Annotated in this window: 23 protein-coding genes and 1 pseudogene; 16 read left to right on the top strand and 8 right to left on the bottom strand. The window is 42.5% G+C overall.

The genetic code is table 11. The annotated features are described in order from the left end of the window. On the top strand, positions 1–660 hold a 660-nt coding region (locus tag HUS62_RS13985), incomplete at its 5' end, for a transposase (RefSeq protein WP_175080012.1). A 67-nt stretch (positions 661–727) separates the two neighbouring features. Here HUS62_RS13985 and HUS62_RS13980 read toward each other — a convergent pair. Further along, entirely contained in the window at positions 728–2,083 is a 1,356-nt protein-coding gene (locus tag HUS62_RS13980) for a M14 metallopeptidase family protein (protein WP_175080011.1), read from the bottom strand. A gap of 416 nt (positions 2,084–2,499) precedes the next feature. On the opposite strand from HUS62_RS13980, the gene HUS62_RS13975 reads away from it, so the two are divergent. From HUS62_RS13975 to cyoE, 6 genes are all read left to right on the top strand, one after another. Beyond that, a complete protein-coding gene (locus tag HUS62_RS13975) occupies positions 2,500–2,919 on the top strand; it encodes a hypothetical protein (RefSeq protein ID WP_175080010.1) in 420 nt (139 codons plus the stop codon). A gap of 236 nt (positions 2,920–3,155) precedes the next feature. After that, the gene (cyoA, locus tag HUS62_RS13970; protein ID WP_175080009.1) at positions 3,156–4,070 is read left to right on the top strand and encodes a ubiquinol oxidase subunit II; all 915 of its coding nucleotides are present in this window, start codon (positions 3,156–3,158) and stop codon (positions 4,068–4,070) included. 2 nt (positions 4,071–4,072) lie between these two features. After that, positions 4,073–6,061, top strand: a complete 1,989-nt coding sequence (gene cyoB, locus HUS62_RS13965; protein WP_054554289.1) for a cytochrome o ubiquinol oxidase subunit I — start codon at positions 4,073–4,075, stop codon at positions 6,059–6,061. Continuing rightward, the gene (gene cyoC, locus HUS62_RS13960; RefSeq protein ID WP_054562296.1) at positions 6,058–6,693 is read left to right on the top strand and encodes a cytochrome o ubiquinol oxidase subunit III; all 636 of its coding nucleotides are present in this window, start codon (positions 6,058–6,060) and stop codon (positions 6,691–6,693) included. Before cyoB ends, cyoC begins: the two co-directional genes overlap by 4 nt. Next, positions 6,693–7,052 (top strand): cytochrome o ubiquinol oxidase subunit IV, encoded by a 360-nt coding sequence (cyoD, locus tag HUS62_RS13955; RefSeq protein WP_175080008.1) that lies wholly within the window; start codon positions 6,693–6,695, stop codon positions 7,050–7,052. The genes cyoC and cyoD overlap by 1 nt, the downstream gene beginning before the upstream one ends. Before the next feature lie 141 nt (positions 7,053–7,193). Beyond that, a complete protein-coding gene (gene cyoE, locus HUS62_RS13950) occupies positions 7,194–8,078 on the top strand; it encodes a heme o synthase (protein ID WP_054554292.1) in 885 nt (294 codons plus the stop codon). 82 nt (positions 8,079–8,160) lie between these two features. Here the strand turns inward: cyoE and HUS62_RS13945 are convergent, their stop codons facing one another. The 3 genes from HUS62_RS13945 to ettA form a co-directional block, all read right to left on the bottom strand. Then, a complete protein-coding gene (locus HUS62_RS13945; protein ID WP_175080007.1) occupies positions 8,161–9,069 on the bottom strand; it encodes a histone deacetylase in 909 nt (302 codons plus the stop codon). A gap of 53 nt (positions 9,070–9,122) precedes the next feature. Beyond that, on the bottom strand, positions 9,123–9,488 hold the full coding sequence (locus tag HUS62_RS13940) for a PilZ domain-containing protein (protein ID WP_175080006.1): 366 nt from the start codon (positions 9,486–9,488) through the stop codon (positions 9,123–9,125). Between the two features lie 115 nt (positions 9,489–9,603). Continuing rightward, entirely contained in the window at positions 9,604–11,277 is a 1,674-nt protein-coding gene (gene ettA, locus HUS62_RS13935) for an energy-dependent translational throttle protein EttA (protein WP_054562291.1), read from the bottom strand. 199 nt (positions 11,278–11,476) lie between these two features. Here ettA and metA point away from each other — a divergent pair, with 199 nt between their 5' ends. From metA to HUS62_RS23380, 4 genes are all read left to right on the top strand, one after another. Continuing rightward, positions 11,477–12,424, top strand: a complete 948-nt coding sequence (gene metA / locus HUS62_RS13930; protein WP_062566720.1) for a homoserine O-succinyltransferase — start codon at positions 11,477–11,479, stop codon at positions 12,422–12,424. Continuing rightward, a complete protein-coding gene (locus HUS62_RS22905) occupies positions 12,414–13,481 on the top strand; it encodes a homocysteine S-methyltransferase family protein (RefSeq protein ID WP_220095033.1) in 1,068 nt (355 codons plus the stop codon). Before metA ends, HUS62_RS22905 begins: the two co-directional genes overlap by 11 nt. A 9-nt stretch (positions 13,482–13,490) precedes the next feature. Further along, complete coding sequence (metH, locus tag HUS62_RS13925) at positions 13,491–16,121, top strand: methionine synthase (protein WP_220095032.1); 2,631 nt, start codon at positions 13,491–13,493, stop codon at positions 16,119–16,121. Positions 16,122–16,299: 178 nt separating this feature from the next. Continuing rightward, the gene (locus HUS62_RS23380) at positions 16,300–17,340 is read left to right on the top strand and encodes a GGDEF domain-containing protein (RefSeq protein WP_175080005.1); all 1,041 of its coding nucleotides are present in this window, start codon (positions 16,300–16,302) and stop codon (positions 17,338–17,340) included. Positions 17,341–17,380: 40 nt separating this feature from the next. On the opposite strand, the pseudogene HUS62_RS23135 reads toward HUS62_RS23380, so the two are convergent. Both HUS62_RS23135 and HUS62_RS13915 read right to left on the bottom strand, forming a co-directional pair. Continuing rightward, positions 17,381–17,497 (bottom strand): annotated as a pseudogene (locus HUS62_RS23135) (CsbD family protein); the annotation flags it as partial. After that, complete coding sequence (locus HUS62_RS13915; protein ID WP_252949113.1) at positions 17,496–18,263, bottom strand: ABC transporter substrate-binding protein; 768 nt, start codon at positions 18,261–18,263, stop codon at positions 17,496–17,498. The gene HUS62_RS13915 and the pseudogene HUS62_RS23135, both read right to left, overlap by 2 nt. A gap of 169 nt (positions 18,264–18,432) precedes the next feature. On the opposite strand from HUS62_RS13915, the gene hrpB reads away from it, so the two are divergent. After that, positions 18,433–20,853 carry an ATP-dependent helicase HrpB gene (hrpB, locus tag HUS62_RS13910; RefSeq protein WP_175080004.1) on the top strand — a complete coding sequence of 807 codons (2,421 nt, stop codon included), beginning with the start codon at positions 18,433–18,435 and terminating at the stop codon, positions 20,851–20,853. A gap of 151 nt (positions 20,854–21,004) precedes the next feature. Further along, complete coding sequence (locus tag HUS62_RS13905; RefSeq protein WP_175080003.1) at positions 21,005–21,442, top strand: acyltransferase; 438 nt, start codon at positions 21,005–21,007, stop codon at positions 21,440–21,442. A gap of 4 nt (positions 21,443–21,446) precedes the next feature. Here the strand turns inward: HUS62_RS13905 and HUS62_RS13900 are convergent, their stop codons facing one another. Both HUS62_RS13900 and HUS62_RS13895 read right to left on the bottom strand, forming a co-directional pair. Then, the gene (locus HUS62_RS13900) at positions 21,447–22,538 is read right to left on the bottom strand and encodes an alkene reductase (RefSeq protein ID WP_175080002.1); all 1,092 of its coding nucleotides are present in this window, start codon (positions 22,536–22,538) and stop codon (positions 21,447–21,449) included. A gap of 99 nt (positions 22,539–22,637) precedes the next feature. Next, complete coding sequence (locus HUS62_RS13895) at positions 22,638–23,525, bottom strand: LysR substrate-binding domain-containing protein (RefSeq protein ID WP_175080001.1); 888 nt, start codon at positions 23,523–23,525, stop codon at positions 22,638–22,640. A gap of 110 nt (positions 23,526–23,635) precedes the next feature. On the opposite strand from HUS62_RS13895, the gene HUS62_RS13890 reads away from it, so the two are divergent. The 3 genes from HUS62_RS13890 to betI all read left to right on the top strand — a co-directional run bounded on the left by HUS62_RS13890 (position 23,636) and on the right by betI (position 26,257). Next, on the top strand, positions 23,636–24,817 hold the full coding sequence (locus HUS62_RS13890) for an MFS transporter (RefSeq protein ID WP_175080000.1): 1,182 nt from the start codon (positions 23,636–23,638) through the stop codon (positions 24,815–24,817). An 88-nt stretch (positions 24,818–24,905) separates the two neighbouring features. Further along, positions 24,906–25,373, top strand: coding sequence for a nuclear transport factor 2 family protein (locus HUS62_RS13885; protein ID WP_175079999.1), 468 nt, complete (start codon positions 24,906–24,908; stop codon positions 25,371–25,373). Between the two features lie 293 nt (positions 25,374–25,666). Further along, the gene (gene betI / locus HUS62_RS13880; RefSeq protein ID WP_055020667.1) at positions 25,667–26,257 is read left to right on the top strand and encodes a transcriptional regulator BetI; all 591 of its coding nucleotides are present in this window, start codon (positions 25,667–25,669) and stop codon (positions 26,255–26,257) included.

Below are 26,257 nucleotides of genomic sequence, written 5' to 3'. Positions count from 1 at the left end.
AAGTTCCTTCATGGTCAGCCTTTAAGTGACGGCCAACAAGTCTTCTTAAAGAAAGAGGTTACAGAGTACAGGGCACGCCTTTCTAGCATTAGTTGGTTTATGCGAATGCTTAATGAATATATTGCCAGGCGTGCAAATAAAGAAGACGAGTGTACGGGTCACTTTTGGGAAGGGCGCTTTAAAAGCCAAGCATTACTTGATGAGTCGGCGCTTTTAGCATGTATGGCCTATGTTGATTTAAACCCTGTTCGTGCTAAAGCTGCGAGCACGCCGGAGCAATCGGACTATACCAGTTTTAAAAAGCGATTCCAGAGTGCGAAGGAGTCAAAGCAACCTAAGGTACTAGCTCGTTTTATTGGTGGTATGAGTAAGTATAAATCAAAGGGAATACCTTTTGAGTTAAAGTCATACCTGTTACTAGTGGAGCAAACAGGGCGTTGTATTTGTACTAATAAGCCCGGATTTATAGAACATCATTTACCTCCTATTCTTGAAAGGCTGAATTTCGAACCGGAAAAATGGTTAACACTAACAACTCAATTTGAAAACTTATTTCGTGGAGCTGCAGGTCGAGTGGGTGCTATTGAAAGTTATTGCATTAAAACTGCTCGTAAGCGACGAAGTAACCTAGCAAGCTGTAAGTTATTACTTGCTAGTTAATCTTAAATTTCTCTCGACTTTTATTTTTTGCAAACTCTTGCAGCTAACTTGTCCTTTTAAATCGTGTTTAATCCAAATTAATTAGCTTGGCCCCTAAAACTGCGTACTTATTTTTGCCATTTGCTTGTAAGAAAAAGGCGGCAGGTGCATGAAGTGAAGGTATTGATGTAAATACACTTTTGCATGCGTAAACTGGCCAATTTGTGGCGTTTTCTAGCATATTAATATCGCCAGAAAAGCAACTATATCCTTGTATTAAAAGCTCTTTATATTTATTTACGGTAAGCGTTAACGACTCATTTAAAACAAAGCTGTTACCTACCTTAAAGTTCAGGCTGCTTGCATCTAAACTGGTGTAACCTTGGCGGATACTGCTTATATCCCCCAACTCTTTAATAATGGGTGACTGTCCTTTGTTGTTTATTGCAATATCTATCTGGTAATCACCAAGTTCACTCTTTACTGTTACATCGTCTATTAGTAAGTCTACCCAATTGTCTTTAGCATTAAATGGAATAGCGTGGTACTGGGCCATTTTAGCGCTTTTCCATTCCTGTGAAGTTATTGAATCAATGGTCTTTTTATATAAAACACGGTTAACTTTACGGGCTATTTGTCGGTTTGGGTCGTTTGGGTAAGCACCTGATTCAATTAATATAGTTCGGATACCTTTTTCTGAAAAAGTATCACCAAAACTACGGTAAGAGTAACTGTCGTTGTACTTCCCCAAGTGCCCTGGGATCATGGTTTCAACCGTTTTGGCTAAGTGGGCAATAAACTGCATAGCCTCACCACGACTTTTATTTATTTCTCTTGCTTCATTATAGGCGGGTGCTAGCACTGAAATGGTGGCTTGTTTTCCCATTTTACCAGCACCGTAATAGGCATTCTGATCATGTAAGTTAAAGCCAAAGTCAGGTTTGAATGCATCTGCCGCAGCCATGAGTATTTGCCCTTCTTTTGTGAGAAGAGCTTTTGCATCACGATTTAAATCAATACCTTGTGCATTATGGCGGGTTTGAACAGCAGCGCCATCCGGGTTCACCATAGGGATAATGAGAAGGGTTATTTTCTGTTGCCATTTTTCTAGCCATTGTGCGTTTTCATCGGCAGTTATAAAGCTTAAAAAATCCATTAGTGCGGCAGTAGCTGTGTTTTCGTCGCCGTGCATTTGGCTCCACATCATCACTTTGATTGGGCCTGTGCCGATTTTAAGAGAGTTAAGTGCCTGTCCTTGGAAAGAGGTGCCGATTTGTTTTAGTGTAACGCTTGGGTGTTTTGCTGCGTTTTGTAGGTGGGGCTCTATATCGGCGTAGTAAATCGCAGGTTTATCTAAGCCTGCTACAGCTGTGTCTTCAATCGTACTTGCAAATGTCGTGTTACTTAATACTAAAAGGGCTGTGGCAAGTGCATATTGACGCATAATTATCTCTTTTATTCTTTATTTTGGTATTCTTTAGAATATTATATTTTTAATGGTTTGGCTAATCCTTGTTCAGTAATAAAGCTTCGATTGCTACTGACTAAGTATGCTTTAAATCGCTATTTTTATGCTATTTTCTTTTTCTTCATTGCTTTTCGCTATATAAAATACAGTATTACTTTTAATTACTTAGCTTTAATGATTTGATTTTTTTTACAGTTTGTTATCAAATGGCTAAATAATACTTAACCGTGTGCTGTTAAATTCTACTTGTACCGTCTGTTGACTTTGTTATACTCCACATCGAAATTTCAGTAATTACTGAAACTTTATTGATGAAGATCATGTTACCGCATTAAAATATAGGGTAAGCCACTTACCTCTAATGCAGTAAAAGCGATAAAAAGGCGTGAGTTTTGCGAGCAATTAATCAGTCACAAGGTGTCAAACAGTCTAGCTTAGCTAGATTGCAATTGGCTGCGCGTGCGCTTTTTGCTGGTAAAGAGCTAATGTCAGTTTTAGCCTTGTTGCTGATTAATTCAGCGATGCTAATCAACGGTACATTAGAAGATGCTCAAGGGCTAAGAAACTTATTAAGCGAAGGTGCTTTATACGAAACACCGTTGCTTAATGTGTTGAGTTTTTTAGCTTACCCTGTGGTGTCTTGCCAATTACTTATTGGTTTATGCTGGTTGGTCTTCCATTTCTTCCCTGCGCGTCGTGCAGGTGTCATTTTACGTAAAGCGGCCTTCGCTGCGCGTGAAACGATAAAGTCTTTAGTAGTACACAGCGCTCATGGCTGTCGTGCTCCTCCTCGTGTAAGTGGTTGTCTGTAAATAAGCTTTGTTGCTTAAGTTCAGCCATTTTAGTCGTTTACTAAGTTGTCTTTACTAAGCACCTAGTGGGCTTTTTACGCCCAAATTTCAGTCAGCCAACCTAAAATCCCTCTCTTTTTAGCGTGCCTTTTTGTCGTGCTCGTTATTCAGCCGAGGGATATCTGTAGCATCTGTTGCAGAAAAGCGTCGTGTTCTTATTTCGACAAGTGTTAACTTTTAGGTTGTAGGATATTCCTTTGTCAATTCGAAACCTTTGTAATATTGCTCTAGCGTCTTTAGTGCTGGCTTTGTCTGGCTGTAAAGGCGGGGTACTCGATCCAAAAGGTCAAATTGGTGTCGACGAGAAGTATTTAATTATCGTAGCTACGGTGTTAATGCTGATTGTCGTAATTCCAGTTATTGCCATGACAATTTATTTTGCATGGAAATACCGTGATGGACGAGATCAAGAAATTTACGCTCCAAAGTGGGCGCACTCTAATAAGATTGAAGCTGTAGTTTGGACCATTCCTATCATCATCGTTGCGATTTTAGGTGTGATCACGTGGCAGTCAACGCAACAACTTGACCCATATAAACCACTTGAGGGTAAAGGTAAGCACCTTACTGTTGAGGTTGTTTCTTTGAACTGGAAATGGCTATTCATTTATCCAGAGCAAGGCATCGCCACAGTGAATGAGCTTGTTTTTCCTGCCAAAGTGCCAGTGCAGTACAAGATCACCTCAGAAAGCACCATGAACTCGTTTTTCATTCCACAGCTTGGTAGCCAAATTTACTCAATGGCCGGTATGGAAACAAAGCTTCACTTAATCGCTGATGAGCCGGGTACTTTTAAAGGCTTTTCTGCTAACTACAGTGGTGCAGGTTTCACTGGTATGAAGTTCGATGCCATTGCAACAGCCACAGAAGCTGATTTCGATGCTTGGGTAAACAAAGTAAAAAATACCGGTTCTGCATTGACTAAGCAAAGCTATGTTGAACTTGCAAAACCAAGTGAGTACGACCCAGTTAAATACTATGCCAGCGTAGATAAAGATATGTTCCATTCAATCGTAATGAAATATATGCAAGCGCATGGCTCTCACGGTGCAATGCAACACGCTATGCCAGAGCACTCAGCTCATAAGAAGCACAGCGAGGACGAGGAATAATCATGTCGTTGTTAGGTAAATTAACATTAGACGCAATCCCGTTTCATGAACCAATTATCATGGTTACCATGACGGTTGTTGCTGTCTTAGGTCTGTTAGTGGCAGGCTTAGTAACAAAATATAAAAAGTGGGGCGTGATTTGGCACGACTGGATCACCTCAATTGACCATAAGCGTTTAGGTGTCATGTACATCATTCTTGCGCTTATCATGCTTTTCCGTGGTTTCGCGGATGCCATTATGATGCGACTGCAATTAGCAATGGCTACCGGCGGTGCAAGTGGTTACTTACCACCAGAGCACTATGACCAAATCTTTACGGCACACGGGGTGATCATGATCATCTTTATGGCGATGCCGTTTATGATTGGTTTAATGAACATCATCTTACCGCTACAAATTGGTGCCCGTGATGTTGCATTCCCATTCTTAAATAACCTTAGCTTTTGGTTAACTGCTGGCGGCGCAATCCTAATTAATATCTCATTATTCTTTGGTGAGTTTGCGAAAACGGGTTGGGTGGCATATCCACCGTTGTCAGAGTTGTCATTCAGTCCAGGTGTCGGGGTCGACTATTATATATGGGCCTTGCAGATATCCGGCTTGGGTACCTTATTAACATCGGTAAACTTCTTAGCGACTGTATTTAAAATGCGTGCACCAGGCATGACATTAATGAAAATGCCTATTTTTACTTGGGCATGTACGTGGGCAAATATCTTAATTGCAGCATCGTTCCCAATTTTAACTGCTGTACTGGCTATGTTAACGCTTGATCGTTATCTCGATTTCCACTTCTTCACGAATGAATTAGGTGGTAACGCGATGATGTACATCAACTTATTCTGGGCATGGGGTCACCCTGAAGTTTACATTCTGATCTTACCTGCGTTTGGTATTTTCTCAGAAGTTATCTCAACGTTTGCTGGTAAACGCCTGTTTGGTTATAAGTCGATGGTTTACGCAAGTGGTGCAATTTCAATTTTAGGTTTCATCGTTTGGCTTCACCACTTCTTTACTATGGGCTCAAGCGCTAACGTTAATGCCTTCTTTGGTGTAATGACCATGGTTATCGCGGTACCGACCGGGGTTAAGTTGTTTAACTGGTTATTCACTATGTATCGTGGTCGTTTACGTATTACTGTGCCTGTCCTTTGGACTTTAGGTTTTATGGTGACGTTCACTATCGGTGGTATGACCGGCGTGTTACTTGCTATTCCTGGTGCTGACTACGTATTACATAACAGCTTATTCTTAATCGCTCACTTCCATAACACCATCATTGGCGGTGCGGTATTTGGTTATTTAGCTGGTTTTGCGTTTTGGTTCCCTAAAGCAATGGGCTTCAAACTTGACGAGAGCTGGGGCAGACGATCTTTCTGGTGCTGGTTAATTGGTTTCTTCGTGGCATTTATGCCGTTATACGTACTTGGTTTCTTAGGTATGACACGTCGCTTAAACCACACAAACAACCCTGATTGGAACATTTGGTTATACATTGCAGCTGGCGGTGCGGTGATCATTATGTTCGGTATCTTGTTCCAAGTTGTGCAACTTGTAGTGAGCTTCAAAAACCGCGAGCAACTTGATGATACAACGGGCGATCCGTGGAATGGTCATACTCTTGAGTGGGCATCGGCTTCACCTCCGCAGTACTACAACTTTGCGAAAATCCCTCATGTTGATGACATTGATGCGTGGACAGACATGAAAGAGAAAGGCTTAGCTTACAAGCAAGAAGCCTCTTATAGCCCAATTCATATGCCAAAAAATACATCGGCAGGTGTATTAATGAGCGCAGCTTTAACAACCTTCTGTTTTGCCATGATCTGGCACATTTGGTGGCTTGCAGCCTTTGGTTTACTGGGTGCTATCGTGGTGTTCATCAAGCGTTGTTATACCAGCGATGTTGATTACTACGTGCAACCAGATGAAATTGTTGAACTAGAAACGGCTCACAATACAGCCGCTACGAAGGAGGTGAATGCATGAGTACCATTTCTGCAGGACTCGACACCTTAAACGGCGCACACGGTCATGTCGATGCACATGACCATGAGCACCACGATACAGGTGGTAACACCGTATTTGGTTTCTGGCTATACCTTATGACCGACTGCCTGTTGTTTGCATCATTCTTTGCAACCTACGCAGTATTGTTCATGAACACTGCTGGCGGAGTGTCGGGTAAAGACATTTTTGAACTTGATTTTGTTGCGGTTGAAACTGCAGCTCTACTACTCAGTAGTATCACTTTTGGTTTTGCGATGATTTCTGCTCACGGGCAGAAAAAGGCGGCTACATTAACTTGGTTGCTGGTTACCTTTGCCTTTGGTGCAGTGTTTATTGGTATGGAAGTGTACGAATTCCATCACCTAATTGCGCATGGTAATGGCCCTCAGCAAAGTGCCTTTTTAACATCGTTCTTCTCTTTAGTGGGCTTACACGGTCTTCACGTAACAGCCGGTCTTATTTGGATGACTGTCCTGATGATTGAAGTTGTGCGCCGTGGTTTAAACCCACAAACAGTGACACGCCTAAGTTGTTTAAGCCTATTCTGGCACTTCTTAGATGTGGTGTGGATCTGTGTATTTACCGTTGTTTATTTAATGGGAGCAATGTAATGAGCCACAGTGAATCACATGTAATGAATAACTTAGAAGTTCATGCACAAAATGAACAATCACATGGCAGCGTTAAAGACTATTTAATTGGTTTTGTATTGTCAGTGGTTTTAACGGCTATTCCATTTTGGGCAGTGATGAGTGGTTCGTTTTCTAAAACGACCACTGCATGGTGCATCGTGAGCATGGCGATTGTGCAAATTTGGGTGCATTTGAAATATTTCTTACACCTAAACTTCAAAACTGAAGACGGCAAGGCAAGTTCATTGTCGTTTATCTTTAGTGCTTTAATCATTGTAATGGTGGTTGGTTTGTCGGTGTGGATCATCTACGAATCGAACGCCATGATGATGTACTAATAACAATTACTTGGTAATTGGTAAAAGATTTACGAGAGGAGCTGGTTAGTCTGAGGTTGTGTCTCCAGTTCTCACAGTCTGTTACTAACTAGTTTCTTTCGTAATATTGCGTTTGTGCTGAAAATTAGAGGAGTCGAGGAAGTGTTTCGACGTTATTTAAATGTCACTAAACCTGGCATTATCATGGGCAATTTGATCTCTGTCGCGGGGGGATTCTTGCTAGCCTCTCGCGGTGATATTGACCCATGGTTAATGATCGCAACCTTACTAGGGTTATCTTTAGTAGTGGCATCAGGATGCGCGATCAATAACGTAATTGATCGTGATATTGATGTTGCTATGGCGCGCACTCGCAAACGCGTCACAGTGACTGGCGAAATGTCAGCAAAGGCGGCTATGGCACATGGCATAGTGCTTGGTGTTATTGGTTTCGGGTTATTAGCTGTGTATACCAACGTAGTGGCACTCTTATTTGCTACTTTTGGTTACGTCATCTACGTCGGTGTGTACAGCTTATATATGAAACGTCGTTCTGTGTACGGCACCTTTGTAGGAAGTTTATCTGGCGCAGTACCACCTGTAGTGGGTTATTGTGCCGTAACTGGGCAGTTTGATGCTGGTGCTGTGATTTTATTGGTTATGTTTAGTCTCTGGCAAATGCCTCATTCATATGCAATTGCAATCTTTCGTTATAACGACTACCAAGCGGCCAGAATTCCTGTGTTACCAGTAGCGCAGGGGATCGAGAAGGCAAAGCATCACATTGTTTTATATATCGCCGTGTATGCGTTGGTTGTGATGTTATTAACCATTAGTGGTTATACAGGTTTAGCCTTTATGGCTGTAGCCTGTACAACGAGTTTTTGGTGGTTGCTAATGGCGCTTCGTGGCTATCGTCGCAATATTGACGTAAGCGGCTGGGCGCGCCAAGTGTTTGCTTTTTCAATTGTAAACATCACGGTTTTGAGCATAGCGATGGCTTTAGATTACCATTCGGTAGCTCCACAGCTACTTGTTTTAACTTAGAAAAAAGTTGCTAACATATCCCAATGTTACAGTAGCAAAGGCCCGGTTTTTTCTCCACCGGGCCTTTTTTCTTTTTCGTTTTTTAAAATCGAGCAGCTTGCTCTACCACAATGCCATGACGAGCCGCTAAACGGCGATGGTCTTTATCATAACCACCACCAATTACTGTTGCGACAGGTACATTGTGCTCAAGACAACGCTTGAGTACTAAATAGTCGCGTTGCGCTATCCCTTGCCAGCTTATATCGAGTTTCCCTAAACCATCTTGCTGCCATACATCTACACCTGCATCATAAAGCACTAAATCTGGGTTTAGGGTGTTTAATAAATAACTCAGCGTATCGTCAACAACGCTTAGGTATTCACTATCAGCGACATTCGGAGCTAAACCTATGTCTAAATCGCTGGCTGACTTTCGAAACGGAAAATTCTTTTCACAGTGAATAGAGCAGGTATAAGCATAGGGCTGATGCGCCAGCATTGCTGCAGTACCATCACCTTGATGAACATCTAAATCAAAAATCAGTATATTGGTTACTTCACCACTTTTTATCAGAGTTTCGCTGGTAAAAGCGAGGTCGTTTACCATGCAATAGCCTGAGCCAAAATCAGTATGGGCATGGTGAGTGCCACCCGCTAAGTGACAAGCAATGCCATGTTTAAGTGCTAAACGTGCTGTTTGTAAGGTGCCTAGAGGCGCAGTAAAGGTACGTGCCATCAGCTCTTTTGACCAAGGTAAGCCAATACGGCGCATCGCTTTTTCATCTAAGCGGTTGTGCCAAAGGTCGTGGATATAGTTTTCGCAGTGCACTAATTCAAGGGGCTCAGGGCTGCCAAGCATCGGTTGAGTTAGGTTGTCATTTATTAATCCAAGGTTTTGTACATGCTCATATAAATAAGCAAACTTACTCATCACAAAGCGATGGTTAGGATCGAAACTAAACGAGTAATTTGGGTGATACACCAAGGGTAAGTGGGGATTTAACTGCATAGCTCATTGAATAGCTGAATTTGCTACAGCATAACGAATCTACCGACAAAAGTTTACTCTGGTGCGTGAATTAAATGAGCTAATTCGCGATGTAATAATGCTTCATCACCCAGATTGAGCTCAATCAACCGTTTTAAGTGAGTAATACTATCAATATCGATATGTTCGCAGCGAAGGCCTGCATGCTGATGCTCAACATGGCATAGCTCCACTTGCATTTTAATCTCGATTGATGACTCTGGCAGGGTAAAGATTAAGTCAGCTTTACTATGAATAGGCACTAAAAATGAATCACTTTTAGTAATAAGCGCACCTTGCAAAGATAGATCAAGTAACTGACAGTGATAGTCGTTACCTTCAATGCGAAGTATCGCAGGGCAAGAAAATAATACCCGCGAAAACTCTCTGCGTTCATTCATAGCTGTATCTCCAACTTTAGTGATCTAATAAGTATAGATCATAATGGAGTGAGTGATAGTAAAGCTTACTGCAACAAAAAAGCCCCTAAGTAGGGGCTTTTTGAGTATCAGCTAATTAGCCAATTTTTTTGTATTTGATACGCTTAGGTTGTGCTGCTTCGGCGCCTAAGGTTTTCTTCAACCACTCTTCGTATTCTGTGTAGTTACCATCGAAGAAGTTAATTTGGCCTTCGTCACGGTAATCAAGAATATGTGTAGCAATACGGTCAAGGAACCAACGGTCATGCGAGATACACATTACACAGCCAGGGAACTCTAAAATAGCGTTCTCCAGTGCACGTAGTGTTTCAACGTCTAGGTCATTGGTTGGCTCATCCAGTAGTAATACGTTGCCACCTGCTTTTAGTAACTTAGCTAGGTGTAAACGGTTGCGCTCACCACCTGATAGGTCTTTAACGAATTTTTGTTGGTCGTTACCTTTGAAGTTAAAGCGGCCAACATAGGCACGGCTTGGGAATTCAAAGTTACCAATTTTTAATACGTCTTGGCCGTTAGAGATTTCTTGGAAAACAGTGTTGCTTTCGTCCATGTCGCCACGGAACTGATCAACCGTTGCAAGCTCAACTGTGTCACCAACAATGATCTCACCGCTATCAGGCGTTTCTTCACCACTTAACATTTTGAATAGCGTTGATTTACCCGCACCATTGGCGCCGATAATACCTACGATAGCGCCTTTCGGCATTGCAAAGTTTAAGTCATCGATTAATACACGGTCGCCAAAGCTCTTCTTCAGGCCTTTCACTTCGATAACTTGGTCACCTAAGCGTGGACCCGGTGGAATGAATAGTTCATTTGTTTCGTTACGCTTTTGATAATCGTTTTGCTGAAGCTCAGAGAACTGTGCCATACGTGCTTTAGACTTAGCTTGACGGCCTTTCGGGTTTGAACGTACCCATTCAAGTTCTTGTGCGATTGATTTTTGACGTGCTTTTTCAGATTTCTGTTCTTGTTGTAAACGTAAATCTTTTTGCTCAAGCCACGATGAGTAGTTACCTTCCCAAGGAATACCTTCACCACGGTCAAGCTCTAAAATCCAACCTGCTACGTTATCTAAGAAGTAACGGTCGTGGGTTACAGCAACCACGGTACCTTCGTAGTCGTGTAAGAAGCGCTCTAACCAAGCAACTGACTCAGCGTCTAAGTGGTTGGTTGGTTCGTCAAGAATAAGCATATCTGGTTTTTCAAGTAGTAAACGACAGATCGCAACACGGCGACGCTCACCACCCGAAAGGTGTTCAATTTTTGCATCCCAAGGTGGAAGGCGTAATGCATCAGCTGCACGCTCTAACACGTTGTCAATATTGTGACCATCGTGTGCTTGGATGATAGCTTCAAGTTCGCCTTGCTCTTTCGCAAGTGCATCAAAGTCAGCACCGTCCATTGCATACTCGTTGTATACTTCATCAAGGCGGTTTAGTGCGTTTTTAACTTCGCTTACTGCTTCTTCTACTGTTTCGCGAACTGTTTTGCTTTCGTCTAGTACAGGTTCTTGCGGTAAGTAACCGATTTTAGTGCCTGGTTGAGGGCGAGCTTCACCTTCAAAGTCTTGGTCAACACCAGCCATAATGCGAAGTAACGTTGATTTACCTGCACCGTTTAGACCTAGCACACCAATTTTTGCGCCTGGGAAAAAGTGTAAAGAAATATCTTTTAAGATAGTGCGCTTAGGTGGCACAACCTTAGAAACTCGACTCATCGAGAATATAAACTTATCTGGTAACACCATGAAAGGAGCCTTCAATTTATAAGAAAAATTAACAGCGTATATTGTAGAGGCTCTGTCGCGTATACGTCAACGAAACAGGCTTTTATGGGCTTTGCTTTCAAACAAATAAAATTCATTTGGACATCTAAACATCTAGAGGTTGAAATTTCTAACTATCCGTTCATAATTAGCAGTCAGATAAGTATGCTCGGAGCCAGCTATGCCCATTACAGTAAAAGATGAATTGCCTGCCATTGCAAAGTTACGTCAAGAAAACGTGTTTGTAATGCCAAAAAGTCGTGCTAAAACGCAAGAAATCCGCCCAATGCGTTTGGCCATCTTAAACTTAATGCCAAACAAAGTTGAAACCGAAGTGCAGTTTATTCGCTTGTTAGCAAACTCACCGCTGCAAGTTAATGTTGAGCTGTTGCGCTTAGATACCCATCGCACCAGTAGTAACTCTGAGCAGCACATGGATACGTTTTATCGTTATTTTTCAGAAGTGAAAGATAATAACTACGATGCCATGATCATAACGGGCGCGCCGCTTGCTCATTTAGAATATGACGAAGTTGCTTACTGGGACGAACTAAAAGTTATTTTAGATTGGGCGGAGCAGCATGTGACGTCTACGCTGTTTTCGTGTTGGGCGGCCCATGCTGGGCTTTATCATCACTATGGCCTTAAACGTGATCTGAAACCAAACAAACTCAGTGGCGTATTTACCCATAAAAGCTATTTTGACCACGCAGCGCTAACGCGTGGCTTTGATGATACCTTTTTAGTGCCACATTCTCGTTATGGTCATATTGATATCGATAAGATCAATGCCTGCGAAGAGCTGGTGGTGTTAGCCGGATCAGAGCGAGTAGGTGCCTACTTAATTAAAAATAAATCAGGTAGCCAAGTGTATATTACTGGCCATCCAGAGTACGATGCTCATACCTTAAAAGGGGAGTATTTACGCGACCAAGAAAAATCAGCGGATGCACCTAAGCCAGAAAATTACTTCCCTGACGATAACCCAGACAACGAACCGTCGAAAACGTGGCAAAGCCATGCCTTTTTATTGTTTTCGAATTGGTTAAACTATTATGTGTACCAAACTACACCGTATGATATTAACTTAGTTAGCCAAGATGTAAGGACTAACAACTATGCCGAGTAATGCAGTGAATAAACGCGAACAATTAACCGAGGCGCTAAAACAGCGAATTTTAATCCTCGATGGCGCGATGGGCACCATGATCCAAGAATATAAGTTAGAAGAACAGGATTATCGCGGTGAGCGCTTTAAAGATTGGCATGTACTTATTAAAGGCAATAACGATTTATTAAGCCTAACTCAGCCAAAAATCATTGCTGATATTCACCGTGCTTACTTAGAAGCCGGTGCTGATATCATCGAAACGAATACCTTTAATGCCACGACTATTTCGATGGAAGATTACGATATGGCGAGCCTTAGCCGCGAAATCAACCTCGAGTCAGCGAAGCTTGCACGCAGCGTGTGTGATGAACTTGAAGCAAAAGATCCTAGCAAACCGCGTTATGTAGCCGGTGTGCTTGGGCCAACGTCAAAAACCTGTTCTATTTCACCAGATGTAAATGACCCAGGTTATCGTAATATCAACTTTGATAAGCTGGTGGCTGCGTATGTTGAGTCAACACTGGCATTAATGGAAGGTGGTGCTGACCTTATTTTAATAGAAACCATCTTTGATACCCTTAATGCAAAAGCGGCTTCGTTTGCTGTGGAAGAAGCATTCGAACTAGCTGGTCGTAGTTTACCTGTGATGATCTCAGGCACCATTACCGATGCCTCTGGCCGAACTTTATCAGGGCAAACCACAGAAGCATTTTATAACTCAATTCGCCATATTAAACCGCTATCAATCGGCCTTAACTGCGCCCTTGGCCCTGACTTACTGCGCCAGTATGTTGAAGAGTTATCGCGCGTTTGTGAAACCTTTACCTCGGTGCATCCAAATGCAGGTTTACCGAACGAGTTTGGCGAATATGATTTAGAAGCTCCTGAAATGGCCCAAGAAATTATTGATTGGGGCAAGTCTGGCTTTATCAATATTGTAGGTGGTTGTTGTGGCACCACACCGGCTCATATTAAGGCGTTTGCGAAAGGCCTTGAAGGTGTTAAACCTCGCCAATTACCTGAGCTTGAAGTGCGTATGCGCTTATCGGGCCTTGAAGCGTGTAACTTAAACTAGGAAACCGACATGACTGACCAAATTGCTGTATTTACTAACGTCGGTGAGCGTACCAATGTAACAGGCTCGGCTAAGTTTAAGCGCTTGATCATGGAAGAAGATTACGAGACCGCTCTCGATGTTGCCCGTGAACAAGTAGAAAATGGCGCGCAAGTAATTGATATCAACATGGATGAAGCCATGTTGGACTCGAAAGCGGCGATGGTAAAGTTTTTAAACTTAATTGCCTCAGAGCCTGATATCTCAAAAGTACCTATCATGGTCGACTCATCTAAATGGGACGTGATTGAAGCAGGCTTAAAGTGTATTCAAGGTAAGGCCATTGTTAACTCAATTTCACTTAAAGAAGGTGAAGAGCCGTTCATCCGCCAAGCTAAGTTAATTAAACGCTTTGGTGCTGCTGCGGTTGTAATGGCGTTTGATGAAACCGGGCAAGCTGAAACTGCTGATCGTAAGTTCGAGATTTGTCAGCGTAGTTACAAAATACTCGTTGATGATATTGGCTTTCCGCCAGAAGACATTATTTTTGACCCGAACATTTTTGCCGTCGCAACGGGCATTGAAGAGCACGATAACTACGCTGTTGAGTTTATCGAAGGTACGCGTCGAATTAAGCAAGGCTTACCGCACTGTAAAGTGTCGGGCGGTGTATCGAATGTGTCGTTCTCGTTCCGTGGTAATAACCCAGTTCGTGAAGCTATTCACTCTGTGTTTTTATACCACGCGATTAAAGCGGGTATGGACATGGGCATTGTTAATGCGGGTCAATTAGCGGTTTACGACGATATCCCTGAAGAGCTGCGTAAAGCTGTAGAAGATGTGATCCTCAATACCGACCCAGGTGCTGGTGAGCGACTTGTTGAACTTGCACCAAAATACTCAGGTATGGCGCAAGCAGAGAAAGTAGAAGATTTAGAGTGGCGTACTTGGCCTGTTGAAAAGCGCCTTGAACATGCGTTAGTAAAAGGCATTACCGAGTACATCGACGAAGATACCGAAGAGTGCCGCAAGAGCAAAGCTAAGCCTATCGAAGTGATCGAAGGCCCGCTTATGGACGGCATGAACGTAGTAGGTGACTTATTCGGTGCGGGTAAAATGTTCTTACCTCAGGTTGTTAAGTCAGCTCGTGTGATGAAGCGCGCCGTTGCCTATCTTGACCCTTTCATTGAAGCTGAAAAAGAAGAGGGCGCAACCAATGGTAAAGTGGTTATGGCAACCGTTAAGGGCGACGTACACGACATTGGTAAGAATATTGTAGGCGTGGTACTGCAATGTAATAACTACGAGGTTATCGACCTTGGTGTGATGGTGCCAGCAGAGAAAATTTTGCAAACCGCCATTGACGAAAAAGCTGACATTATTGGTTTATCAGGGCTGATTACCCCATCACTTGATGAAATGGTGCATGTTGCGAAAGAAATGACCCGTCGTGGTTTTGAATTACCGTTACTGATTGGTGGTGCAACAACCTCTAAAGCGCATACTGCGGTTAAAATTGAGCCTCAGTATGATAAAGGTGTGGTTTACGTCAATAACGCCAGCCGCGCTGTGGGTGTGGTTTCTAATTTATTGTCGAAAGAGTTAAAGCCGGCATTTTTAGAGAAAACCAAGGCTGAGTATGAAAAAGTACGTGAACAACAAGCACGTAAAAAGCCACGCTCAAAACCCGTTACTTTACAGCGTGCTCGCGACAACGCAGTAAAACTCGATTGGGATAACTACACGCCACCTGTGCCGAAAAAGCTGGGTGTGACTGAGTTTAAAGATGTTTCGATTGCGACGTTAAGACAGTACATCGACTGGACACCTTATTTCATGACGTGGTCAATCGCTGGTAAGTACCCACGTATTCTTGAAGATGAAATTGTAGGTGAACAGGCTAAAAGCTTATTCGCTGATGCCAACGCAATGCTTGATGAGCTTGAGCAATCAGGTGCGCTGCAACCTTTAGGTGTCATTGGTTTATTCCCTGCAAACCGAGTAGGAGATGACATTGAGATTTACACCGATGAGTCGCGTACAACGCTTTTAACTACATCCTGTCATTTACGTCAGCAAACGGAAAAAACCGACTTTGCTAACTACTGTTTAGCTGATTATATTGCGCCAAAAGGCACTCCTGATTACTTTGGTGCTTTTGCGGTTACTGGTGGTCTTGAAGAAGACGACCTTTCCGATGCCTTCGATGCTAAGCAAGATGATTATAATAAGATCATGGTTAAAGCCGTAGCAGACCGTTTGGCTGAGGCATTTGCTGAATATTTGCATGAGCAAGTGCGTAAAGAGTATTGGGGCTATGCGGTAGATGAAAATCTATCGAACGATGAACTTATTCGTGAAAACTACCAAGGTATTCGCCCAGCGCCAGGTTATCCTGCTTGTCCTGAACATACAGAGAAGAAGAAAATCTGGCAGTTACTTGATACCGAGCAACGTATCGGCATGAAGCTAACCAGTTCATATGCAATGTGGCCGGGTGCGGCGGTTTCTGGTTGGTATTTCTCTCACCCTGAAGCTAAGTACTACGCTGTGGCGCAAATTCAAAAAGATCAGGTTGAAGATTACGCTAAGCGCACCAACATGACTCTTGCAGAAGCTGAGCGTTGGTTGTCGCCTAATTTGGGCTATGAACCAGAATAATAACCTTTAGTTATTAACTTTTGTTTAAATTAAAAACGAGCCCCCAATGGCTCGTTTTTTATGCTCATTTTTTATCATACTTTTTTCTTTTTAATTGTTTTAATACTGGCAAATTCCTTCTATTTTAAATATTTGTGTTAAAGTTATTGAGATTGATCAAGAAATCTAAGGTGAAATTGTGATTGATACAGTGAATGCAAGTGACAAAGATAAAGCACGATTTTTACGTGTTTTTGCATTTATTGGCTCGATTACCTCGTTTTTAATGGCGATCACCAGCTATCAAGATGGTTACCATGCCCTTAGCTATTTATTGATTATTGGCGGCTTTGTGTTTGCCTCACCTTTCGTTATTAAAAATCGTGACGAAACCATCGCAGTACTTATGCTGTACGCCCTCTATTCGATGATGTGTTTTTTAATTGTCTCTGGGGGGAGCAATGGCACTGGGCCGTTATGGCTGTTTATCGTATCTCCTGTGACCTTTTTTATTCGTGGCTTAAAGCGCGGAGCGTTCGATCTTATCTTGCTTGCCATTATTATCTCGGTGCTTTTCTATTTTACCGATCAATTTGGTTATTACAGTTATCCGAGTCATTACTTTCCTACACGTGTCATGCTGTGTTTCTCGATTTTATGTATTTTGGCTGGCTTCTACGAATATTACCGCAACAAATACAGTTTGCAGTTAATGGAGCAACTTAAGCTTAATCAAAAGCTTGCTCGCACTGACGCAATGACAGAACTCGCTAACCGTCGCTACACAACTGAATGCTTGCAAGATAAGCGCTTTGGCGAAGGGGCTGTGTTCTTGCTGATGGATGTTGATAACTTTAAGCAAATCAACGATACCTACGGTCATCAAGTGGGCGATGAGGTGCTGATATTTTTTGCTGATGTATTTAAAAACGTGTGCACAGAAGACGATGTTATTTCCCGTTGGGGCGGCGAAGAGTTTTTAATTGTGATCCCAACAGGGTATGAGCTTAGAGCCAGAAAAGTCGCTGAAAAAATCCATAAGAAGCTTGCTGAAAAGCCATTTACGAGCGGCCAGCATCGTTTTAATGTCACCTTAAGTATTGGCTTGTACGTGCGCGTTGCTGATGAGAGCATGGATCATTGTTTGAACATTGCTGATAAACGGCTTTACCGCGCTAAATCGCAAGGTAAAAATCAAACGGTTGCTGAAGTCGATTTAGCAAAGCATGAGCCTGCTTGATAAATAAAGCCGCAATTAGCGGCTTTATTGATTGCTCAAATTAATGGCTTTTTTCAAAGTCGCTGACTTCACGCTCAGCTTCTTCCTTAGATTTACCGTATTTTTGCTGAAGTTTACCAACCAGCTCTTTACGGCTACCTTCAATTTTATCTAAATTAGTGGCTCTTAGATGTATAGCGATTGATTATCCGCGTGTATTCTTCAGTTGATTTTAGTTTACGCAAGTTCTCGTTAAACAGGTCTCTTAAGGCTTCGTCTCGAAATAAAAAGCCACTGGGGTTTTTGCCAAATAACGCAAATCGTTGCACAGGTTTAGAGACATCAATTTCATCATTGATATTAATTAACGCTCGATAATAATCAAAAATTTTACCGTCCATCTGGATCACTTCGTAGCGCTCTCGATACAAAAGCTGTACTTGTGCAAGCTGATCATAGGTTTCTGCGTATTGTGGGTTTTCTCTGGCCATTGCTTGATATTCTGGTGAGAGTAATTCTTTTGCACCTTGCCATGAAAGAACACTAAAGTGTTTTAATTGTGCAATTGAACTAAGCTGCAGGTTTTGCTTGGCCAGACTAAAAGCAAAGTTCTCGTAGCTGTAAGCAATATCTGAAAAGTAACCGCTCATTTGATGGGTTTCGATAACTTTTTCATTAATATCAGACACAACATCAACTAAGTTCTCAGTATACAAAGGGATCCGCCTTGCATAGGGAACGTAGACAAAGTGTATTTGATAACCGTGAACACCGAGTGTTGCACGAAGTAAGTCAGGAATAATGCCTGTGTTGTCTTCAACCATGACCCAAGGGGGTAGTGTATTGCCAAGTGCAACCGTAATTTTTTGCTGACTAAATGCTTTTTGAAACGGGAAAACTAAAAGTAGCAAGGTGATTAAAATACGGGTGTAAATCCTGAACAAGTTAATTCCTTATTCTGATTTTTGTTTGGTCGTTTAATCAAGAATAAGTCTAAACTGGCAGAATGCAATGTTTTCACTTCTAAAGCCCGAGATAGAAAATAAGCCTATAGCCATCGCAATTTTTAGTTTTTTGATACAATGCGCGAAAAGAAAGTAAGAGATACCTAACGTGCTGCCAGTTCAAGATATTTATCAATCCCTGTTAACCACATTACAGAGTAACCCAATGGCCTTATTGCAAGCGCCACCGGGAGCGGGTAAATCGACATGGCTGCCTCTTACCCTAATGCGCGAAGGGCACTTTAAACGCATTGTTATGTTAGAGCCAAGACGACTGGCCGCACGCAATATTGCCCAGTATTTGGCAAGCCAGCAAAATGAAAAAGTCGGTGACAGTGTCGGCTTACGCATTCGTGGTGAATCAAAAGTAAGTTCTACAACTAAACTCGAAATTGTCACTGAAGGCATGCTGACGCGTATGTTGCAAAATGACCCAGAGCTTAGTGATGTAGACTTACTTATTTTTGATGAGTTTCACGAGCGCTCAATTGCCGCAGATACGGCTTTGGCATTTGCCCTCGAAACACAGGCTGCACTTCGCGATGATTTAAAAATCTTACTGATGTCGGCAACCTTAGATGGCGAACGTTACAGTGAGTTTTTCAGCTGTCCGATTATTTCATCACAAGGACGAAGCTACCCCATTGATGAAGTGTATATTCCACTTAAAGACGAAAGCCGCTGGCTTGATGACATACCTGCAGTAATAAAACAGGCGCTTAGTGAGCAAACGGGCAGTGCTTTAGTATTTTTGCCAGGGCAGCGTGAAATCATGCGCGTTCAGCAGTCTTTAAATGATTTAGGTGATAGCGTCGAAGTATTTAGCTTGTATGGTGAGCAAAATAAAAACGAGCAACAAGCTGCTATCGCGCCTACTAAGAATGGTAAACGCAAAGTGGTATTAACTACCAATGTAGCTGAAACCAGTTTGACCATTGAAGGAATACGCATTGTGGTAGATAGCGGCAAACGCCGTGCTGCCAATTTCAATTTAAAAACCGGTGTTACAGAGCTTGTTACGCAAAGCATCTCTCGTTCTTCAGCCATACAGCGCGCTGGTCGTGCTGGGCGAATTGAGCCGGGGGTTGTGTATCGATTAGGTTCTAAACAAACTTTTGAGCGCCGTAACAGCCATGATGCGCCAGAAATTTTGACCAGTGATATTAGTCAGTTGTTATTAGAGGCAAAGCAGTGGGGGGCATCACTTGCTGAGCTTAGCTTACTCGACCCACCTAGTAGCCAGCAGATTAAACAAGCAACGGCACTTTTGAAAATGCTCGAAGCCATTGATGAAAATGAAAAGCTAACAGCCCTCGGTAGCCAAATGCTGAGCTATGGAGCCGATCTTCGCCTCTCGCATATGCTCATTAAGGCAAAGCAACTAGAGCAGCACATGTCTGGTATTTATGTATTAGCGGGGTATTTAACTGCACTGCTTGAAAGCCGCATTAGTATGCCAGCGGATCTTAATTTGGCATTGCATAGTCAGCACAGCAAACCGCACCCAGTATTTAAGCAGCAATTAAATTATTGGCTATCGCGCTTGCAACTCAAGCCGGTTAATGAGCTTAAAACAGAGTACTTGTCGCTGCTGGTGGCACTTGCCTTTCCTGACCGTTTAGCCAAAAAGCGCGGTAATGGTTATTTACTTGCCAATGGTGCAGGCGCCGATTTAAGTGAGGAGTTTTGGCATAACGATGACTATATTGCCATTGCGCATATGGGCGGCCATAAGGGAAACCGTGTTTTTGCTGCTGTTGCCTTTATGCCAAGTGAGCTTGAAGATGAGCTTTCGCATTTATTTACTGAGCAAACTCGCTGCGAATACGATGAAAAAGCAGGGCGTTTTATTCATCAAGATGAGCTAAAGCTGGGTGCCATCACCATAGCGAGTCAGCCAAGTAAGCAGCCCCTAGATAAGAGCGAGCGTACTAAAGCGTGGTTAAACTTATTTAGTAAGCAGGGCTTTTCGTTATTTAATGAACAGCCCGACAGTGAGCAGTTACTTATTCGAATGAGTTTGGCAAGTAAGCTGTTACCAGAGTCATTCCCGCTTTTAAATCATGATGAATTAATTGCCGATAACCAGTGGCTTGCACCTTATCTTGATGATATTAAAAACCTTGAGCAATTAAAAAAGTTCAATTACAGCGAAGCAATTAAAAGCTGTTTTGATTGGCAGCAGCAAAGCTTATTGAATGAATTGCTCCCCTTGCGATTAACGGTGCCAAGTGGTTCAAATGTAAAAGTGACCTATCAGCTAGATGGTCCTGCGAAGCTAAGTGTGCGCATGCAAGAAGTGTATGGCATGACCAGCACGCCTTTGCTGGCCCAAGGTAAACTGCCATTATTAATGGAGCTATTATCACCAGCGAGGCGGCCACTACAGCTAACTCAAGATTTAGCTAATTTTTGGCAAACAAGTTACCGCGATGTGCAAAAAGAAATGAAAGGGCGTTATCCAAAACATTTTTGGCCAGACGACCCCGCAACTAGTCAAGCGACTAATAAAGTAAAAAGTAAGATGTGATTTTAATGAAGCTGAGTGCTTAGCTCAGCTTCATCACTTGCCTTAGATCTGCACGCTTCATAAACCGTTACAATTTCAAGCCTTGTTTGGGTTTCTCTTTTGTTGGTTGTTTAGTAGTCTGAATTAGTCATTAGTAAAAAAGAGAAAGTCGGTGTCTGCAGCTATTACCCTTGCTCAATACGTTAAAAAACGCACAGGTGTGCCTCTTGGCCATAAAGATTCTTTGCGCAATATGCTGACACGTTCTCTAGGTGCTAGCTCGTTTTATTTATTTTGGCGATATTGGAATCCGGTCTGGAGCTATTACTTATCTCGGTATGTGATGAAGCCTTGCAATGACATTATGCCGGTTTGGTGTGCGGTTGTTGTTACTTTTGCTGTCAGTGGTGCGCTGCACGATTTAGCAGTGAGTTTAGTGAAGTTAAAACCACTATTCTTTTTTACTCCTTGGTTTACTGTGATGGGCGCTTTGGTATTAGTAAGCAAGTACAGCCAACTCCAGTTTAGCTCTGCTCCATGGTGGTTAAGAGCGCTCGCCAACATCAGCTTTATTGTACTGAGCTATTGGTTGACGAGCCACCTTTTTTAGCGCGTTACTGCGTTGCTAAAGGGTAGTCTGTGTAGCCTTTAGCACCGCCTCCAAATAAGGTATCAGGATCGTGCTGAGCCAGTTCAATGCCTTGTTCAATGCGCGCTGGCAGATCTGGGTTGGCAACAAACGGGCGACCAAAACCAATTAAATCAGCCCAGCCTGCGGCTAATGCTTGCTCTGCTTTCTCGCCAGTGTATTTGCCTGCATAAATCATTAATCCGGCATAGTTTTCACGCAGAGCTTGCTTAAAACTTTGCTCCATTAAAGGCGCATCATCCCAATCAGCTTCTGCAATGTGTAGATAAGCAACGTTAAGGTCATTGAGTACTTTTGCTGCGCCAATATAGGTTTCGAACGGGTTATCATCGACCGTCCCATTGAGTGTTGTGAGTGGAGCAAGGCGTACGCCAACACGCTCAGCGCCAATTTCATCACATACCGCTTGTGCCACTTGTTGTAAAAAGCGTAAGCGGTTTTCTAAACTGCCGCCGTATTCATCAGTGCGTTGGTTCGACTCTGAATCAATAAATTGATTAATTAAATAACCATTGGCAGCGTGAAGTTCAATACCATCAAACCCTGCATCTGCAGCATTACGGGCAGCTTGACGGTATTCGTTTATAACCTGTTTGATGTCGTCATGGCTCATTGCGCGTGGCTGAGCTGTGGCAACAAAGTCAGGTTTGTCATCTTCATCAATAAAAACTTTTACGTCTTTAGCTGCAATCGCTGATGGCGCGATTGGTTGCTCGCCACCTGTGTTACTTGGGTGAGATACTCGGCCAACATGCCAAAGCTGAGCGAACATAACGCCACCAGCTTGATGAACTTTGTCGGTTACTTTCTTCCAACCGGCAATTTGCTCGGCAGTGTAAATACCCGGTGTCCAAGCATAACCCTTACCTAGGGCTGATATTTGTGTGCCTTCGCTGATAATTAAGCCAGCGCTCGCACGCTGGGCATAGTAGTCGGACATTAACTCATTGGCGATATCACCCGGTTGTGATGAGCGAGAGCGTGTCATCGGTGGCATAACAATGCGGTTTTTTAATGTATGACCGGCAAGTTGTACGGTATCGAATAATTTGTTCATTACGGCTCCTTGAAAGCGAATATGCTTTCAGCATAACGAAAATCATTTATGAAATTAATGCCACTAATCACAAAACACTTTTGTTAAAAGTGCAAAAAACTAAAGCGTTAACCTTGGTGCTATAAAGTCTAAAAACGCTAATACTCGTGATGACACACCGCTGTTTTGGTAATACACCGCATGCACTTTTTCGCGGCGATTAGGGCTCAGTACCTCGCCTTCAAGCACTTTTACTAAACGGCCTGCTTTTAAATCTTCGTTGATCATAAATTCCGACAACAAGGTAATGCCATGACCTTGAATACAAAGCTGGCGTACAGTTTCACCACTTGATGCACTGATTGAAAATTTAAGGTCTAAAGGCGTGGTTAGCGGCCAGTGATTTAAATGCGGCGCATCGGTAAAACCAATAAGTTGTTGCGAGACTAAATCGGTTAGCTCGTTTAATGGCGGTGCCGCTTTTAAATAATCAGGGCTGGCAACGAGCTGTAGTTTGCTAACTCCCAAAGTGCGCGCATGCAAGTTTGAGTCAGCAAGTTCGCCAATACGAATAGCAATATCGGTTTTATGCTCAAGTAAATCGATAATGTTGTCGTGGCTGGTGATCTCAAGTTTTATGTCAGGATAAGCTTGGTTAAAGGCTTTTAAATGTGGTGCTAATTGGTGAAACACAAAAGGACTTGCGGCATCGACTCTTAATTTTCCTGATGGCGCACAATGCAGAAGCTTTAAGGCTTCTTCGCCTTGTGCAAGCTGACTGAGTGCTTCTCTAGCATAGCCTAAAAATAACTGACCTTCTTCGGTCAGCTCAATGCGTCTTGTAGTGCGGTTGAATAAGGTAACGTTTAAGGATTTTTCGAGCCGAGTTACCGCCCGTGATATTTTTGCTACTTGCTCATCTAATGCATTGGCTGCACTTGAGAACCCGCCGGTATCAACCACGCTAATAAATGCTTCTAAATCTTGGGTGTTGGAGATCACGCTCATGGTTTTACCTTTTCATTTTTGACAAAAGTATTTTGTCACTACTGCTATTTTTTGCAAATTTAATTTTAGCCACAATAGCCGCACTTTCAAAATTAAACAGAGGATATGTGATGCCAATAGCATTACTTGCGTTAACTCTCAGTGCGTTTGCCATAGGCACCACTGAGTTTGTGATTGTCGGCTTAGTGCCAACCATCGCTGATGATTTAGCGGTTTCGTTACCGAGTGCCGGGCTACTTGTTAGTTTGTACGCATTAGGGGTTGCGGTGGGGGCGCCAGTATTAACCGCGCTTACCGGACGCTGGAAGCGAAAACATGTATTACTTAGCTTAATGAGCCTATTTGTAATTGGTAATTTACTGGCTTGGCAAGCACCTAGTTATGGTAGCTTGATCACCGCAAGGATTCTAACAGGCCTTGCCCATGGGGTGTTTTTCTCAATTGGTTCAACGATCGCTACTGGGCTTGTCAGTAAAGATAAAGAAGCTAGTGCCATTGCGATTATGTTTACCGGTTTAACGGTTGCATTAGTAACCGGTGTGCCATTAGGGACTTGGATTGGTCAGCACTTTGGTTGGCGAGCGACCTTTTTAGTAGTGTCTTTACTGGGCTTAATTGCACTTGTTGGTAGCGCGTTTTTAATTCCGAGCAACTTAAAGCAAAGTAAACCGGCGACTTTGAGTGAGCAGCTAAAAGTAATGGTGCAGCCTAGGCTTTTACTCGTGTACTTGATGACCATACTTGGTTATGGCGGCACATTTACTGCCTTTACCTATTTAGCGCCTATTTTAGAGCAGCAAACTGGTTTTGCATCAGCCACTATTAGCTTAATCATGCTGGTATATGGGGTATCGGTTGCTGTTGGTAATATTTATGGCGGTAAGTTAGCCGATAAAAAAGGCCCCATTAGTGCGCTGACTATTATCTTTAGTGCTTTAAGTATTGTGCTCTTGTTGCTGACCTTTACCATGCAATCTAAAGTCGCTGCGGTACTGACCATACTTGTATGGGGGACATTTGCGTTTGGTAATGTGCCTGGGCTGCAAGTCTATGTGGTTAAACTTGCCGAAAAGTTCACCCCCAATGCCGTCGATGTGGCATCAGGGTTAAACATTGCAGCGTTTAATATCGGGATTGCGCTAGGTTCAGTGTTAGGTGGTGTTGTCGTTGAAAACTACTCATTGCAAGACACTGCTTGGATTGGCGCTATCATCAGTTTAGCTGCGTTAATTGCAACACGATACAGCGGTTATTTAGATAAACGCGAGATCCCAAAGCCACAAACAGCTTAAACTAAAATATTGATAGTTCGGGGCTTTGTCGTTATTTTAGGTTCGTAGTTTGATTATTAGTCAATAACTAAAACCACAAGGAATAACGATGAAGCACCTTTATTTTCTAGCTATTTGCCTGTTAATCACATTTAGCAGCCAAGCAAAGCAAGTTAACCCAGAGCTCACAGCATTAGCACAGCAGTACTTTAATACCATGGTTGCAACACAAGCACCCAATGCCACCAACAAAGAGCTAGAAGCCTTTTTAGCTTTATTAACTGACGATGTAGCAAACCAACACTTGCCTTATCAAACAGATGATGCAAGAGAGCCAGATGGCAAAGCAATGATGCGTAAAGGTATGACTTTTTACCTTGGTGCGCACACCGAATACCAAGCAAACTTACTCGATACCTTTATTTTTAATGATTCAGCCATTGCCTTGCGTTATACCCATCACGCTAAAGGTATACACCCACAAAACCAGCAAGAAATTGAATACACGCAAACCATTATGGATGTGCTCGAAATAGAAGATGGCAAGATAGCGGTTATTCGTAAATACCACGAATGAGCTTAGCTTAACTTTTAGCCTAACATGAGCGCTTTTATAAGCGCTTTTTTATTAATAATACGCCTGCAATAAATTTTCTCTTTTTTCCGCATTTCAGCTTAAATTCATACTTTTTAGGCTTTATTTTGAATAAATTTAAAACTTTTTTATATTTCTGATAATAAACGTAAGAACAGTGGGTTAGCTTAACTTACGTGTGTAGCTTTGCGGTTGTTTACAATTTGTCAACCTTGAATTGCCATGCTCATTACCTTAACCTTTATTTTAATTGAACGTTCAATCAATAAAAAATTATGCCGAAAGTTGGAATGGAACCTGTTCGTCGTCAGCAGTTAATTGACGCCACAATAGAGTCGGTTGCAGAGCTTGGTTTGCAAGGCACCACCATAAATAGCATTAGTAAAAAGGCAGGCTTATCGTCTGGCATTATCAGTCATTATTTTGGTGGTAAGCAGGGCTTAATTGAAGCCACTGTGCGTTATTTATTGACCAGCTTAAAGCAAGCACTTTTGAATCAAGTAACGCCACAGACTAGTCCAGAGCAACGATTAATGTTTATCGTTGAAGCAAACTTTTCGCGTATTCAGCAGCAAAGCAACAACACCAAAACTTGGTTGAGCTTTTGGGCGCATTCAATGCACGACGCCCAGTTGCATCGCTTACAAAACGTAAATAGTAAACGTTTATTTAGTAACTTATTAAGCTCATTCAAACAGTTAATGAGCGATAGCGATGCCAATTTAGCTGCTGAGCTAAGTGCAGCCATGATCGATGGTTTATGGCTAAGAGCCGTATTAAGTAAGTCAGACCAAGATCAATTCGAAAATTGTGAGCGATTAGCTAAAGACTACATTCGTTCACTGATAAAACAGTATGGAGCCTAA

Source organism: Pseudoalteromonas sp. 0303, assembly GCF_013349995.1.
Classification (GTDB): Bacteria; Pseudomonadota; Gammaproteobacteria; order Enterobacterales; family Alteromonadaceae; genus Pseudoalteromonas.
The sequence above is the reverse complement of the archived record's forward strand: the minus strand, read 5'-3'. Positions and strand labels throughout refer to the sequence as shown.